At 41.2% G+C, this 14,314-nt stretch carries 13 protein-coding genes and 3 other annotated features; of the genes, 12 read left to right on the top strand and 1 reads right to left on the bottom strand.

All coding sequences use genetic code 11. The annotated features are described in order from the left end of the window. The first annotated feature begins 22 nt into the window (after positions 1-22). From MUG87_RS09305 to MUG87_RS09265, 9 genes are all read left to right on the top strand, one after another. The gene (locus tag MUG87_RS09305; RefSeq protein ID WP_247087176.1) at positions 23-1,381 is read left to right on the top strand and encodes a replication initiation and membrane attachment family protein; all 1,359 of its coding nucleotides are present in this window, start codon (positions 23-25) and stop codon (positions 1,379-1,381) included. Between the two features lie 21 nt (positions 1,382-1,402). Further along, on the top strand, positions 1,403-2,332 hold the full coding sequence (dnaI, locus tag MUG87_RS09300) for a primosomal protein DnaI (RefSeq protein ID WP_247087175.1): 930 nt from the start codon (positions 1,403-1,405) through the stop codon (positions 2,330-2,332). A 106-nt stretch (positions 2,333-2,438) separates the two neighbouring features. Beyond that, positions 2,439-3,257: a putative sporulation protein YtxC gene (gene ytxC, locus MUG87_RS09295; protein ID WP_247087174.1), complete on the top strand. Its 819-nt coding sequence runs from the start codon at positions 2,439-2,441 to the stop codon at positions 3,255-3,257. A gap of 53 nt (positions 3,258-3,310) precedes the next feature. Then, positions 3,311-3,535 (top strand) — a binding site (T-box leader). A gap of 308 nt (positions 3,536-3,843) precedes the next feature. Then, a complete protein-coding gene (gene thrS / locus MUG87_RS09290; protein WP_247087173.1) occupies positions 3,844-5,775 on the top strand; it encodes a threonine--tRNA ligase in 1,932 nt (643 codons plus the stop codon). Between the two features lie 326 nt (positions 5,776-6,101). Continuing rightward, positions 6,102-6,231, top strand: a sequence feature (ribosomal protein L20 leader region). A gap of 63 nt (positions 6,232-6,294) precedes the next feature. Next, the gene (gene infC, locus MUG87_RS09285) at positions 6,295-6,798 is read left to right on the top strand and encodes a translation initiation factor IF-3 (protein WP_124564284.1); all 504 of its coding nucleotides are present in this window, start codon (positions 6,295-6,297) and stop codon (positions 6,796-6,798) included. 21 nt (positions 6,799-6,819) lie between these two features. Then, on the top strand, positions 6,820-7,017 hold the full coding sequence (rpmI, locus tag MUG87_RS09280) for a 50S ribosomal protein L35 (protein WP_124564283.1): 198 nt from the start codon (positions 6,820-6,822) through the stop codon (positions 7,015-7,017). A 37-nt stretch (positions 7,018-7,054) separates the two neighbouring features. After that, positions 7,055-7,414 carry a 50S ribosomal protein L20 gene (gene rplT, locus MUG87_RS09275; protein WP_124564282.1) on the top strand — a complete coding sequence of 120 codons (360 nt, stop codon included), beginning with the start codon at positions 7,055-7,057 and terminating at the stop codon, positions 7,412-7,414. A 188-nt stretch (positions 7,415-7,602) separates the two neighbouring features. Next, the gene (locus MUG87_RS09270; protein ID WP_247087172.1) at positions 7,603-8,094 is read left to right on the top strand and encodes a dUTP diphosphatase; all 492 of its coding nucleotides are present in this window, start codon (positions 7,603-7,605) and stop codon (positions 8,092-8,094) included. 87 nt (positions 8,095-8,181) lie between these two features. Next, complete coding sequence (locus tag MUG87_RS09265) at positions 8,182-9,240, top strand: M42 family metallopeptidase (protein WP_247087620.1); 1,059 nt, start codon at positions 8,182-8,184, stop codon at positions 9,238-9,240. Positions 9,241-9,365: 125 nt separating this feature from the next. On the opposite strand, the gene sspI is transcribed toward MUG87_RS09265, so the two are convergent. Continuing rightward, positions 9,366-9,578, bottom strand: a complete 213-nt coding sequence (sspI, locus tag MUG87_RS09260; RefSeq protein WP_247087171.1) for a small acid-soluble spore protein SspI — start codon at positions 9,576-9,578, stop codon at positions 9,366-9,368. Positions 9,579-9,683: 105 nt separating this feature from the next. On the opposite strand from sspI, the gene MUG87_RS09255 reads away from it, so the two are divergent. From MUG87_RS09255 to pheT, 3 genes are all read left to right on the top strand, one after another. After that, positions 9,684-10,436, top strand: a complete 753-nt coding sequence (locus MUG87_RS09255) for a TrmH family RNA methyltransferase (protein WP_247087170.1) — start codon at positions 9,684-9,686, stop codon at positions 10,434-10,436. A gap of 43 nt (positions 10,437-10,479) precedes the next feature. Next, positions 10,480-10,704: a binding site (T-box leader), on the top strand. A 50-nt stretch (positions 10,705-10,754) separates the two neighbouring features. After that, positions 10,755-11,789 (top strand): phenylalanine--tRNA ligase subunit alpha, encoded by a 1,035-nt coding sequence (pheS, locus tag MUG87_RS09250; protein ID WP_247087169.1) that lies wholly within the window; start codon positions 10,755-10,757, stop codon positions 11,787-11,789. Between the two features lie 13 nt (positions 11,790-11,802). Continuing rightward, the gene (gene pheT, locus MUG87_RS09245; RefSeq protein WP_247087168.1) at positions 11,803-14,214 is read left to right on the top strand and encodes a phenylalanine--tRNA ligase subunit beta; all 2,412 of its coding nucleotides are present in this window, start codon (positions 11,803-11,805) and stop codon (positions 14,212-14,214) included. Positions 14,215-14,314 lie beyond the last annotated feature (100 nt).

Genomic DNA, 14,314 nt, shown 5'->3' with positions numbered 1-14,314 from the left:
GAGAGACGGAAGGAATGTAATTATGGAGCGACAATCATGGATGGAATTATTGCCTGTTGACCGATATAAGGTATGTGCAGCGGGACTGTTGCATGCGTATGACCGGAAAGTTTTAACGATGTTGTATCAGCCGCTCATTGGTGCTCGTGCGTTTAGCCTATACATGACATTATGGTGCGAAGTAGAGCAAGGAGCAAAAGAGGCAGGACATCATATGCTGATGGTGAGTACGGGCATGCAACTTCCAGATATCTATCAGGAGCGCACTAAGCTTGAGGCTTTAGGTTTGTTAAAGGTATATGTAAAACGAGAAGATGATGTGAGACGATTTGTGTATGAATTGTATCCGCCTCTTACACCTCGTCAGTTTTTTGCAGAAATTGTATTAAACATATTTTTATATAACCGCTTAGGAAAAAGTAAGTATAATCAAGTCAAGCAATACTTCAGTGAAGAGGTAGAAGATCTTACTTCCTACAAAGAGGTCACATATGCGTTCAATGACGTTTTTCAACCCATTGCTTCCGGACAAATGGCGCAATTGCAGGAAGAACTTGCTACGCCAGAGGGATATCGTGTGGCAGGAGCCATAGAAGGGAATGCCATTTCTATCAGCAATGATTTCTTTGATTACAAATTATTTGTAGAAGGTCTGTCTCCTCTTATTCCCAAGAAAGCACTTACCGCAAACGTAAAGGATTGTATTATTACGCTAGCCTACATATATGGTATTGATCCGATTTCCATGCAAAATTTAGTGCTAGGGGCAATAACGGAGCAAAATATGGTCGAGCTAGAAACTCTTCGGAAAAATGCGCGTGATTGGTATCAATTTGAGCAAGGAAGCGCTTTGCCAACATTGGTAGAACGAACACAGCCTTTGCAGCAACGCACGATGCATACAAAAGAACCTACAGGTCAAGAAGAATTGCTCATCAAGCATTTGGAAGAGCTTTCTCCACGTCAGCTACTTGTGGAAATTGCAGGGGGCGCACAACCGACTGTCGCTGATTTGAAGGTGATAGAAGAGGTAATGACGAAGCAAAAGCTTTTGCCGGGGGTTGTGAACGTTTTGATTCACTATGTGATGTTGCGGACGGATATGAAGCTCACGAAGTCGTACGTCGAAAGAATTGCTGGACATTGGGCACGCAAGAAGGTGAAAACTGTAAAAGCTGCCATGACTCTTGCGAAAGAGGAACATCGTCAATATCAGCAATGGGCTGAGGGCAAGAAACAAAGTAAGCGCACAACTAGAAAAGAAATGCTTCCTACTTGGATGGAGCAAAAAACAGAGACGTCTCCTCAAACAGTAGATCTAAACGTGGAAGAACAAAGAAAGCAACTTGAAGCAGCATTGCAAAAGTATAAGAAAGAGTAAACAGTATTGGAGGTGAGATACATGGAAAGAATTCAAAACGCATTTGGACAGTTAATTCAGCGAGAGGGATTTAAAGAGAGATACGAAGCGCTAAAGCAGGAGGTTATGTCTCATCCACGTGTGAAAGAGTTTGTAAATACACATGAAGAGGTTACTTCTTCTATGGTTGAGCGCAGTTTGATGAAACTGTATGAATATATTGGGCAAAGCGTTTCGTGTGAAAATTGTCCTAACCTGGATGGTTGTAAAAATATGATTCAAGGCTATCACCCGCATTTGGTTATACAAGGAAAAACGATTGATATCCAGTATGATCGTTGTCCCCGAAAGGTTGCTTATGATGAGCGGAAGAAGCAACAGTCTTTAATTCAAAGTGTGTATATACCAAGAGAGATTTTAGAGGCGAATATGGCGACTGTGGATTTAGGAGATCCGCAACGCTTTCAAGCGATTTTAGCAGCAGAACGTTTTTTAGAAGAATATGAGCCCGGTAAACGTGTACAAGGCATTTATTTTTATGGTGCCTTCGGTGTAGGGAAAACGTATATTTTGGGTGCTATTGCAAACGCTTTGGCAGAACGTCAGATTTCTTCGATGTTAATATATTTACCTGAGTTTTTACGAGAGATGAAAGGGTCCATTCAGGATAATTCCATCAGTGATAAACTAGATGCAGTAAAGCGCGTGCCTGTTTTAATGATTGATGATATAGGTGCAGAAGGGATGTCAAGCTTTGTACGTGATGATATTTTAGGTACAATCTTACAATTCCGCATGTTGGAAAACTTACCAACCTTTTTTACATCTAATTTTGACTTGAAAGGGTTGGAGCATCATTTAACGTACACGCAGCGCGGTGAAGAAGAGAAAATGAAAGCGGCGCGTATTATGGAACGAATTAAATATCTAGCAAAGCCTGTGGAAGTGTTAGGTGGAAATCGTCGTGTGTGAGGAGAGCATATTATTGTTCTCCTTTTGTTTTTTATCACCCCTTGCTTATCATTTTTTCGATAAACCTTCCATATACATAGGATAGGGAGGATAAGGGGGGAGAAATTTGATTGAAATCCGCTTTGAAGAAACAAGTGATGCGAAAATATTGTACGAGCAGATGAAAGCGAAAAGCTTCTACATAGATATGGTTTTGCGGGAACAATCCATAATTGTATCTTTAGCGGCGGACACGCAAGATTTTCTTGTACGTGAACTCGTAGAATTCATTGTCAGAACAAAGGAAATGAAATGGATGGATGAAATTTTAGCGCAATCTTTTTTTTATGGTGATGAAGAGGAGCGAAACCACATTTTACATATTGCGGATGAACTCATGCGAGGAAGCAATGCAGTGTGGTCTCACGAATCAAAGCAGGATTGTTATCAGCTACTTCATGCGTCGCTACAGGATATTATTCAGGCGGATCTTTCTTTTTCATTTGCATCGTATGTACGCTTTCGTCTGCGCGTTTATTTTGCTGAGCTCCATCGTTTCGTGGAGATGGCAATTGATGAGTATAAGCTGGAACAAGAATATCAATCCTTTGTAGAAGCATTGAGACAACAGTTAGGATCGCGTAAATCTCGTTTGTCTTGTTTGCATCTTGTATTTCATGACAGCTTTGTTTTTTATGATGATAAAGGCCACCGTTTAAATCAGGAGCGATTAGTCAAGTATATAGATAGTAATATACTTAAAAACCAAGATTTGTACGTAGATGCAAATGTTATCGCACCTCTTTTGTCTATTGCGCCTAAAACCATTCATTTGTATACAGCGCATGCTGATCACAACATGGTTGTCACCATTCGTAATGTGTTTCAGGAGCGGGTCAAGCTATATACAGTGGGAGAGTTTGAAAAGATGCGACAGAATTTATAAATGGCACCTTGCATTTCTTTTATGTTCGACATATAATTACGTACATAATATAGGAACAAGTACTGATGAGGACATGAACTTCTTTTTACGATTTTCAGAGAGGGAAGACTTTGGCTGAGAGCTTCCTAATACGAAAAAGTTGTTTACCACCTCTGAACTTCAGCAGTGAACGATGCAGTAATTGCTGACGGCAAACACCGTTATGATGTCTTGAGCAAAGGATGCTTTGTATTCTTTGGAACAAGGGTGGAACCACGAATGCAACACTCGTCCCTTTTTTAGGGAGGAGTGTTTTTTGTTGGGCTATTTTCGCAAACGTTGTTGCTATGTAACAAATAGTGGGGAGTGGTTGATTTCTGCTCCAGATTGCTCGCTTTCCGCGGGGCGTGCGGGGAGCCTCCTCGGCTTAGAGCCCGTGGGGTCTCACCTGACCCGCTGCTCCCGCAGGAGTCTCGCACCTTCCGCTCCAACCAACCTGAAACAAAGAAACTTATCTAAAGACAACAAGCTTTTAGAAAAGAGCATTTTGTTTTGAGATTTTACGGTTAAGCAATTGAGGACCTCATAAAGCTTACATTTTAAAGGAGTGAACAATATGTTGAAAATTACTTTCCCAGATGGTGCAGTAAAGGAATTCGCGCTTGGCACAACAACAGAGGACATTGCAGCATCCATCAGTCCTGGTCTAAAGAAAAAAGCAATCGCTGGTAAAATTAACGATACATTTTTAGATTTAAAAACACCGATTGAACAAGACGGCGCGATCTCAATCATTACTTTAGATTCCAAAGAGGGTGCAGATATTATGCGCCATTCTACAGCTCATTTATTGGCGCAAGCTTTAAAGCGTCTTTATCCTGGAGTAAAGCTAGGGATTGGTCCAGTAATTGAAAACGGCTTTTACTATGATGTAGATATGGAAGAATCCATCACAGCAGAAGACCTTCCGAAAATTGAGAAAGAAATGGAACGTATTGTAAAGGAAAACATTGAAATCGTACGCAAAGAGGTAAGTCGTGAAGAAGCGCTTGCACGTTACGAAGAGATTGGTGACGAACTAAAACTAGAGTTAATTAATGAACTGCCTGAAGGGGAAATCATCACGATTTATGAGCAAGGTGAATTCTTCGACCTATGTCGCGGTGTGCATATGCCGTCTACAGGTAAAATCAAAGCGTTCAAATTATTGAGTGTTGCGGGTGCTTATTGGCGTGGTGATAGCGACAACAAAATGCTGCAGCGTATTTACGGTACAGCATTTGCGAAAAAAGAAGAACTCGATGAACATCTCCGCTTGCTGCAAGAAGCAAAAGAGCGTGATCACCGTAAACTTGGTAAAGAATTAAAGCTATTTACAAACTCTCAAAAAGTAGGACAAGGTTTACCGTTATGGTTGCCAAAGGGCTCTACAATCCGCCGCATTATTGAACGTTACATTGTCGATAAAGAAGCAAGCCTTGGCTACGATCATGTATACACACCAGTACTTGGAAGTGTGGATCTCTATAAAACATCTGGCCACTGGGATCATTATCGCGATGGTATGTTCCCACCGATGGAAATGGATAACGAACAACTGGTGCTTCGCCCGATGAACTGTCCGCATCATATGATGGTGTACAAGCATGATATTCACAGCTACCGCGAATTGCCAATTCGCATTGCCGAACTTGGTACAATGCATCGCTATGAAATGTCTGGCGCGCTTTCTGGATTGCAGCGTGTTCGTGGGATGACACTGAACGATGCACACATCTTTGTACGCCCGGATCAAATTAAAGAAGAATTTATCCGCGTGGTGCGTTTGGTGCAGGAAGTATACAAAGATTTTGGTTTGGAAAATTACTCTTTCCGTCTTTCTTACCGCGACCCAGAAGATAAAGAGAAGTACTATGATGATGATGCAATGTGGAACAAAGCGCAAAGTATGCTGAAAGAAGCTATGGATGATATGAAGCTCGAGTATTACGAAGCTGAAGGCGAAGCAGCATTCTATGGTCCAAAGCTTGACGTACAGGTACGTACAGCACTTGGCAAGGATGAGACGTTGTCAACGGTGCAGTTGGACTTCTTATTACCAGAGCGCTTCGACTTGACGTATGTAGGAGAAGATGGCAAACCGCATCGCCCGGTTGTTATTCACCGCGGTGTTGTATCAACAATGGAACGTTTTATTGCATTCCTAATTGAAGAGTATAAAGGTGCATTCCCAACATGGTTAGCGCCGGTGCAGGTACAGGTAATCCCAGTTTCACCGCAAGTTCATTTGGATTATGCGAAAAAAGTCCAAGAAGACTTGCAACGCGCTGGTATTCGCGTAGAAGTAGATACACGCGATGAGAAAATTGGCTATAAAATTCGCGAGGCACAGATGCAAAAAATTCCGTACATGCTGGTTGTCGGTGACAATGAGGTTGCAGAAAACGGCGTGAACGTCCGCAAATATGGTGAGCAAAAGTCCGAGACAATGACATTTGCAGCGTTTGCGGATATCATTTCAAAAGAAGCAAAACGTTAATTGATAAGCCGCAGATTTTCTGCGGCTTATTTTTGTCACTGTAATGTTTTAGAAATGACATATATAAGATTGTGCAATATCATAGCAAGAAACTCGAAAGTACAAGCCTCGTCAAGTGTATCCTTACTCAGCATGAGCACTTTTTAGTTACTCACTGCAACCACATATCATATGTCCTGCTACTTGTATTGACGTAGTTTTAAAAAAACTATTGCCATCTTTCAGGTTGTCTGTTAAAATATTTTTTGTGTCACTTGTATATTATGCTTTCTTGACATCTCATCATGACTTATGATATAGTTTTCAAGGACAAATGAAATACGAACTTGTGAAAGAAGGAGCACCCCGCTTCTCACCCAAATGACGCCGCTTTGGCAGTTATCGGGTTTGATGATTAACGTAACCACAACAGTTACAGTGCGGGTGTATTATGTACATCGGCACTTTTTTATTGTGCTCGGGGGCCCTCACAAACGTATTCCCATTAAACCTTGGAGGTGGCTTATTATTAGCAAGGACATGATGATCAATGAGCAAATTCGCGCTCGCGAAGTTCGTCTCGTTGGACCAAACGGTGATCAGCTTGGAATTAAATCCCGTCAAGAAGCGTTAGAAATAGCCGGTAACGTAAATCTTGATCTTGTAATGGTTGCGCCAACTGCGAAACCGCCTGTATGCCGCATTATGGATTACGGCAAGTTCCGCTTTGAGCAACAGAAAAAAGAAAAAGAAATGCGTAAAAACCAAAAGGTTATTACGATGAAAGAAGTTCGTCTCAGCCCAACAATTGATGAGCACGATTTCAACACAAAACTTCGTAATGCCATTAAGTTTTTGGAAAAAGGCGACAAAGTTAAAGCGTCTATTCGTTTCAAAGGTCGTGCAATCACGCACAAAGAAATTGGACAGCGCGTATTGGATCGCTTCTCTGAAGCTTGTAAAGAAGTAAGTACAGTGGAATCCTCTCCGAAAATGGAAGGAAGAAGCATGTTCTTAGTTTTAGCACCAAAAAACGATAAATAATCAATAGAGGAGGATACCTTCATGCCTAAACAAAAAACACACCGTGGCGCTGCAAAGCGTTTCAAAAGAACAGGATCTGGTAAGCTTAAGCGTTCTCACGCTTACACAAGCCACTTATTCGCTAACAAATCCACAAAAGCTAAGCGTAAACTTCGCAAAGCTGGCGTAGTAAGCACAGGCGACTTCAAACGTATTCGTCAAATGCTTTACAGCATCTAATTTCGGTTCATTATAGATTATCTAGGAGGTAAGGAATATGCCAAGAGTAAAAGGCGGTACAGTTACTCGTAAACGTCGTAAAAAAGTTTTAAAATTAGCTAAAGGTTTCTACGGTTCTAAACATACATTATACAAAGTTGCTAACCAACAAGTAATGAAGTCTCTAATGTACGCGTTCCGTGACCGTCGTCAAAAGAAACGTGACTTCCGTAAATTATGGATCACTCGTATCAACGCAGCTGCACGTATGAACGGTCTTTCTTACAGCCGTTTAATGCACGGTTTAAAGCTTGCTGGTATCGAAGTGAACCGCAAAATGCTTGCAGACCTTGCTATCACTGATGCGAACGCATTCGCTCAATTAGCAACTGCTGCAAAAAACAGCCTAAACAAGTAATAATGAAAGCCTTGGCTCATGCTAAGGCTTTTTATATTATACCTTGTGACAATAAAAGGGTACATTGGTAAGGACAGAGGAATTTTCCTTTGTTTTTTGTTTGTTTTTTTTCGTTTAGCATATACAATACATAAGGTACAGATAAAATGAATCGTGTTTGCAAAGGAACGACGGAGGAGGAACCGTATATGGATTTACTGCATCTCTTTAAACTACAAAAAGAACTAGATGAGCGTATTCTACAGGAGCATAATCTAGAGCCAAAAAAATTATTAAAAGAAAAAATGCTAGCCCTTCTGGTAGAGGTGGGCGAACTTGCAAATGAGACGCGCTGCTTTAAATATTGGAGCAATAAGCCAGCGTCCGAGCGTAGCGTTATCTTGGAAGAGTATGTAGATGGCTTGCATTTTATCTTATCTATTGGTATTGATCTCGGTGTAGATAAAAACTTTTTATTTTATAAATGCTGTCAATCGAATAAAACGGTTGTACAAATTTTCTTAGATGTGTATAGTAAGGTAATTCGTTTTCACGACCAACCTTCTATCACGAATTACATTGAGCTATTTACAAGTTATTTACGTTTGGGACAGGCGCTGGAATTTAATGAGGAAGATATTGAAAGAGCCTATTTAGAAAAAAATGAAGTGAATCACGAACGTCAAACACAAGGATATTAAAGACTATTTGGAATATTGCCCCCTCCTTTTGTATAATAGAAGAGCTACATACAAAAGGAGGGGTATTTTTTGGACGCTACGTTAAAGATGTTAAAAGAGTTAACAGATGCAAAAGGTATCGCCGGCAATGAACGCGAGCCGCGCGAGGTTATGCGCACATACATCGCACCTTACGCTGATGAAGTAACAACAGACAACCTAGGAAGCTTAGTAGCTAAAAAGGTTGGAGATGCAAATGGACCAAAAATCATGGTCGCTGGTCATTTAGACGAAGTCGGGTTTATGATTACATCCATTGATAACAAAGGGTTTCTGCGCTTTCAAACTGTAGGTGGCTGGTGGTCTCAGGTTATGCTCGCACAGCGTGTAACAATTTCCACGCGAAATGGTGATATCACAGGAATCATCGGTTCTAAGCCGCCTCATATCTTGCCAATAGAAGCACGTAAAAAGCCAGTTGATATTAAAGATATGTTTATTGATATCGGTGCTTCCAGCAAAGAAGAAGCAATGGAATGGGGCGTAAGACCAGGAGACCAAGTTGTACCATATTTTGAATTTCAAGTAATGAAAAATGAAAAGATGCTACTTGCGAAGGCTTGGGACAACCGCATCGGTTGTGCAATCGCAATTGATGTCTTAAAGCAATTAAAAGACGAAGCGCATCCGAATATCGTGTACGGTGTAGGTACGGTACAAGAAGAAGTTGGTTTACGAGGCGCAAAAACATCGGCGAACTTTATTCAACCGGATATCGCATTTGCAGTAGATGTCGGCATTGCAGGGGATACACCTGGTATTTCTGAAAAAGAAGCGGCATGCAAAATGGGCAATGGGCCACAAATTATTTTATATGATGCATCTATTGTGTCTCATAAAGGTTTGCGTGACTTTGTGGTAAACGTGGCAGACGAATTAAGCATTCCGTATCAGTACGATTCCATCGCAGGTGGCGGTACAGATGCAGGAGCCATTCATATTTCTATGAACGGTGTGCCAGCTATGTCGATTACAATTGCAACGCGTTACATCCATTCGCATGCAGCAATGCTTCATCGTGATGATTATGAAAATGCTGTAAAACTCATTGTATCGGTCATTAAGCGTTTGGATAAGGAAACAGTACACAATATTACATTCGATTGATGTAAAGATATTTTCTTGAAAAAGAATACTTTTTCATTCTGGTTGGAAAAAGAGGATTCCTTTAATGAGTCCTTCTTTTATATGCTGAAAAAAGATGTACGGCAGTGCCGTACATCTTTTCTTGTTTAGCCCTTTTTTAACCCGTTTTCTAATGTTGATAACATTTCTTGCTTTTCACCAGAATCCGCATGTTGCCAAATCACTTCAAATAATACGCCAAGACCAGGCAACATCTTTTCCTCACCGCTTGAAATTGCATCTACAATTGTTGCTTCTAATTCTTGTTGTGAATTGCCACTTACGTTTGCTAACACAGCACCGCGCAAATTGAAGCTCATTACAAACACCTCTTTTCTTAGGATGAATGTAGTTTTAGATGTTTTGGGTGTAATTATGTATGAAAAATAGGCTATAATGAAAAGGTGTAAAGAGAGGGAAAGCATATGAAAAAAATTGATTCAATTCAAAATCCGCGCGTGAAGCAATGGAAAAAGTTGCAAACGAAAAAAGAACGCGAAAAAACAGGCTTATTTTTAATAGAAGGTTTTCATCTTGTTGAAGAGGCTCTGCAGTCACAAGACATGGTGCGTACGCTTATTATAAGTGAAAACACAGATTTACCACATAAGTGGAACATTGGGGATATTGAGTTATATTTGGTATCAGAAGCAATTATGAAAACATTGAGTGAAACAGAGACGCCACAAGGTGTGTTAGCTGTATGTGAAAAAGTATCTTACGATATACCGCTTGCTAATGGTAAGTTTCTTCTTCTTGACGGTATTCAGGATCCTGGAAATCTCGGTACCATTATTCGTACGGCAGACGCTGCGGGTCTTGATGCGGTTATCTTAGGAGAAGGAACGGCAGATGTTTACAACAGCAAAACACTTCGTTCTACACAAGGATCTATCTTCCATGTGCCCGTTATAAAAGGAAACTTGAAGGGGTGGATCACTGAACTCAAAAAGCAGAATGTACCTGTATATGGTACAGCTTTAGAACATGCGGTGCCCTATCAGGAAATACAGGCGCAGGGAACGTTTGCTTTAATTGTTGGAAATGAAGGTAGTGGTGTACAAAAAGAACTGCTTGGGCTATGTGATCATAATTTGTATATCCCCATTCATGGCCGTGCAGAATCGTTAAACGTTGCAGTAGCAACAGGGGTGTTAACGTACTATTTGCGGGGTTGATAATTGACGAAAAACTTTCTATAATAATTAAAAGCTGAATAACACAAAAACGTTGATAGAGAAGAGTAGTTTGTCGCTCACCAAACAGGGAGAAAATGCCTTAGACTGCAAGCATTTTTATGGTAGAAGCAAATGAATTCACCTCTGGAGTTGGCGCCGGGACTATGATTTACATATAAAGGCGTACCGGTTTAACCGTTATGACAATGAAGCGAACGACAATCTGTCGTTAATTAGGGTGGTACCGCGATCAAACCTCGTCCCTTTCTAGGGAAGAGGTTTTTTGTGTTTTATATTCATTATTTAGGAGGTTATGTTATGGAAGCACGTTTGAAGGAATTGCAAGAAGAAGCGCTTGCTCAAATTGAAGCTGCGAGCGAGTTAAAAGAATTAAACGATGTGCGCGTAGCGTATTTAGGGAAAAAAGGTCCGATTACGGAAGTTTTGCGCGGTATGGGTAAGCTTTCAGCGGAAGAGCGTCCTCGTATGGGTGCCTTGGTTAATGAAGTACGAGAAGTAATCCAATCACGCTTAGAAGAAAAAGTTGCTGAAATTGAAAAAGTTGCAATTGAAGCGCAATTGGCTACAGAGACAATTGACGTAACTTTACCAGGACGCCCTGTCGCGACAGGCGCGCATCACCCACTGACAGCCGTTATTGAGGAAATTGAAGATTTATTTATAGGTATGGGCTACGAAGTGGCGGAAGGTCCTGAGGTAGAGAAGGATTACTACAACTTTGAAGCATTGAATTTGCCAAAAGGGCATCCGGCACGCGATATGCAGGACTCCTTCTATATTACAGAAGAAGTATTGCTTCGCACACACACATCACCAGTACAAGCAAGAACGATGGAGAAAAATGAAGGAAAAGGTCCAATTAAAATTATTTGTCCTGGTAAAGTGTATCGTCGTGATGATGATGATGCAACACACTCTCATCAGTTCATGCAAATTGAAGGACTTGTAATTGATAAAAACATTCGCATGAGCGATTTAAAAGGTACATTACAAGTATTCGCGAAAAAGATGTTCGGCTCTGAGCGTGAAATTCGTTTACGCCCAAGCTTCTTCCCGTTTACAGAGCCATCTGTAGAAATGGATATTTCTTGTATGATGTGCGGCGGAAAAGGCTGTGGCACTTGTAAGGGAACAGGCTGGATTGAAATTTTAGGGGGCGGTATGGTGCATCCGAACGTGTTGCGCATGGCAGGTTATGATCCTACAGAATATCAAGGCTTTGCCTTCGGTATGGGGCCTGAACGTATTGCGATGTTAAAGTATGGTATTGATGATATTCGTCATTTCTATACAAACGATATTAGATTCTTACAACAATTCAAACGAGCTTAAGGAGGGGAACAGCATGTTCGTATCTTATCGATGGTTAGCAGAGTACGTAGATTTAGACGGCATAACAGCGTCTGAACTTGCGGATAAAATCACAAAAAGTGGTATTGAAGTAGAGGGTATAGAGATTTTAAATAAAGGCATCAGCAATGTGGTGGTCGGTTATGTAATGAAGAGAGAAAAGCATCCAGAAGCTGATAAACTCAGCAAGTGCTTAGTGGATGTAGGAGAAGAAGAGCCTGTTCAAATTATTTGTGGCGCTAAAAATGTAGCCCAAGGTCAAAAGGTAGCAGTTGCGAAGGTGGGTGCGAAGCTACCAGGAGGCTTAAAAATCAAAAAAGCAAAGCTGCGCGGCGAAGTTTCTCATGGTATGATTTGCTCTCTGCAAGAACTGGGTGTAAATACAAAGCTTGTACCTAAGGAATATGCAGAAGGTATTTTTGTATTCCCAAGCGATGCTGAGGTGGGAACGGATGCGTTAGAAGCACTAAACTTGAATGATGAAATATTAGAACTTGGTTTAACGCCAAATCGTGCCGACTGCTTAAACATGCTAGGTGTCGCGTATGAGGTTGCAGCGATTTTAGGAAAAGAGGTTAAGCTTCCAAAGGTAGAGCTGCATGAAAGTAACGAAAAAACATCCGATTATATTCGTGTTCAAGTAGATGCACCTGCTGAAAATCCACTATATATTGCGAAAATGGTAAAGAACGTAAAAGTTGGCCCATCTCCGCTTTGGATGCAAACGCGTCTTATGGCTGCTGGCGTTCGTCCAATTAACAACGTTGTGGACATCACCAACTATATTTTAATGGAGTACGGTCAGCCTCTTCATGCATTTGACTACGACAAGCTAGGTTCAAAAGAAATTATTGTTCGTCTTGCAGAAGAAGGTGAAATGATTGAAACGCTGGACGGAACAGAGCGCAAGCTGCAGGCTGATCATCTTGTCATCACAAACGGTCAAAAGGCTGTGGCAGTTGCCGGTGTAATGGGCGGCGCAAACACTGAAGTAGATGAAACAACGACAAATGTATTAATCGAATCTGCTTACTTTACAGGATTGACAGTACGTAAAGCGTCTAAAGACTTAGGGCTTCGTAGTGAATCAAGTGCCCGTTTTGAAAAAGGCATTGATCCTGCACGAACATTTGAAGCAGCGCAGCACGCAGCTGCATTAATGGTGAAATATGCAGGTGGCGAAGCGTTAGAAGGTGTTGTAGAGGTAGATCGTTTAGAGCGATCTGAGAACAATGTGTCTGTTACGGTTGAAAAAATCAACAGTGTACTTGGTACATCGATTTCTGCACAAGAAGTGGCTGCTATTTTCGCAAACTTGAAATTCCCGTTTTCTGAAGTAGAAGGCGCATTCCATGTCAATGTCCCTTCTAGACGTTCGGATATTACAATTGCGGAAGATTTAGTGGAAGAGGTAGGACGCTTATACGGCTATGACCACATTCCTGCAACATTGCCAGTAGCAGAAACAACAGGCGGTAAACTAACGGTAAATCAATTAAAACGTCGCAAAGTACGCCGCTTTTTAGAAGGTGCAGGTTTATACGAAGCAATTACGTACGGCTTAACGAGCGCAGAAAAATCCAAGCAATATGCTATCCAAGCAATTGATAGTGAAGCAATTCGCTTGGCTTTGCCGATGAGTGAAGAGCGCAGTCGTCTACGTTTAAGTTTGGTACCTCACTTGCTTGAAGCAGTAGCATATAATAATGCCAGAAAAGCAGAAAATGTGGCACTATATGAAATGGGCTCTGTATTCCTTCCGGGTACAGAAGAATTGCCAAAAGAAGAACAGCACGTAGCTGGTGTACTTACAGGATTACATGTGCATCATGCATGGCAGGGCGAGAAAAAGACTGTAGACTTTTATGTAGCAAAAGGTATTTTAGACGGTTTGTTTGAGGTATTGGGCGTCGCTTGTACCTATAAGGCGGCGAAGCGTGATGGTATGCATCCAGGAAGAACAGCTATAATCGAAGTAGACGGAGAAGAAATTGGCTATATTGGCCAAATTCATCCAACAGCACAAAAAGAGCTTGATCTCAAGGATACGTATGTCTTTGAAGTATCTTTGACTGCTTTATTTAGTACAGATGTGACTGAGGTGGCTTATGAAAGCATCCCTCGCTTCCCATTCATGACACGTGATATGGCTCTTGTAGTTGATAAGTCCATTGCTGCAGGGGATTTATATCGTACTATTCAAGAAGCTGGCGGTCCTTTATTAAAGGATGTATTACTATTCGACCTATACGAAGGTGAGAAAATGGAAGCAGGTAAAAAATCATTAGCATTCTCACTTCGTTATTTCGATCCTGAACGTACGCTGACGGACGAAGAAGTAACAGAAGCACATGCGAATGTACTGCATGTGTTGGAAGAAACATACAGCGCGCAACTGCGTAAATAATAATCCTCTTGGACCCTGTCACTATACTTGTGATAGGGTCTTTATATGGCTTCAAATAAACAGTTTGGAAATCCTACTTCAGCATGTTTAACTCACTTAG

This window comes from Ectobacillus sp. JY-23, from assembly GCF_023022965.1.
In the GTDB taxonomy this organism is placed as follows: Bacteria; Bacillota; Bacilli; order Bacillales; family Bacillaceae_G; genus Ectobacillus.
The sequence above is the reverse complement of the archived record's forward strand: the minus strand, read 5'-3'. Positions and strand labels throughout refer to the sequence as shown.

What these genes read in the sequence shown, in the direction of transcription:
- MUG87_RS09305 (WP_247087176.1), top strand. Translation starts at nt 23, where the DNA reads ATGGAGCGACAATCATGGATGGAATTATTGCCTGTTGACCGATATAAG.
- dnaI (WP_247087175.1), top strand. Translation starts at nt 1,403, where the DNA reads ATGGAAAGAATTCAAAACGCATTTGGACAGTTAATTCAGCGAGAGGGA.
- infC (WP_124564284.1), top strand. Translation starts at nt 6,295, where the DNA reads ATGATGATCAATGAGCAAATTCGCGCTCGCGAAGTTCGTCTCGTTGGA.
- rpmI (WP_124564283.1), top strand. Translation starts at nt 6,820, where the DNA reads ATGCCTAAACAAAAAACACACCGTGGCGCTGCAAAGCGTTTCAAAAGA.
- rplT (WP_124564282.1), top strand. Translation starts at nt 7,055, where the DNA reads ATGCCAAGAGTAAAAGGCGGTACAGTTACTCGTAAACGTCGTAAAAAA.
- MUG87_RS09270 (WP_247087172.1), top strand. Translation starts at nt 7,603, where the DNA reads ATGGATTTACTGCATCTCTTTAAACTACAAAAAGAACTAGATGAGCGT.
- MUG87_RS09265 (WP_247087620.1), top strand. Translation starts at nt 8,182, where the DNA reads ATGTTAAAAGAGTTAACAGATGCAAAAGGTATCGCCGGCAATGAACGC.
- sspI (WP_247087171.1), bottom strand. Translation starts at nt 9,578, where the DNA reads ATGAGCTTCAATTTGCGCGGTGCTGTGTTAGCAAACGTAAGTGGCAAT.
- MUG87_RS09255 (WP_247087170.1), top strand. Translation starts at nt 9,684, where the DNA reads ATGAAAAAAATTGATTCAATTCAAAATCCGCGCGTGAAGCAATGGAAA.
- pheS (WP_247087169.1), top strand. Translation starts at nt 10,755, where the DNA reads ATGGAAGCACGTTTGAAGGAATTGCAAGAAGAAGCGCTTGCTCAAATT.
- pheT (WP_247087168.1), top strand. Translation starts at nt 11,803, where the DNA reads ATGTTCGTATCTTATCGATGGTTAGCAGAGTACGTAGATTTAGACGGC.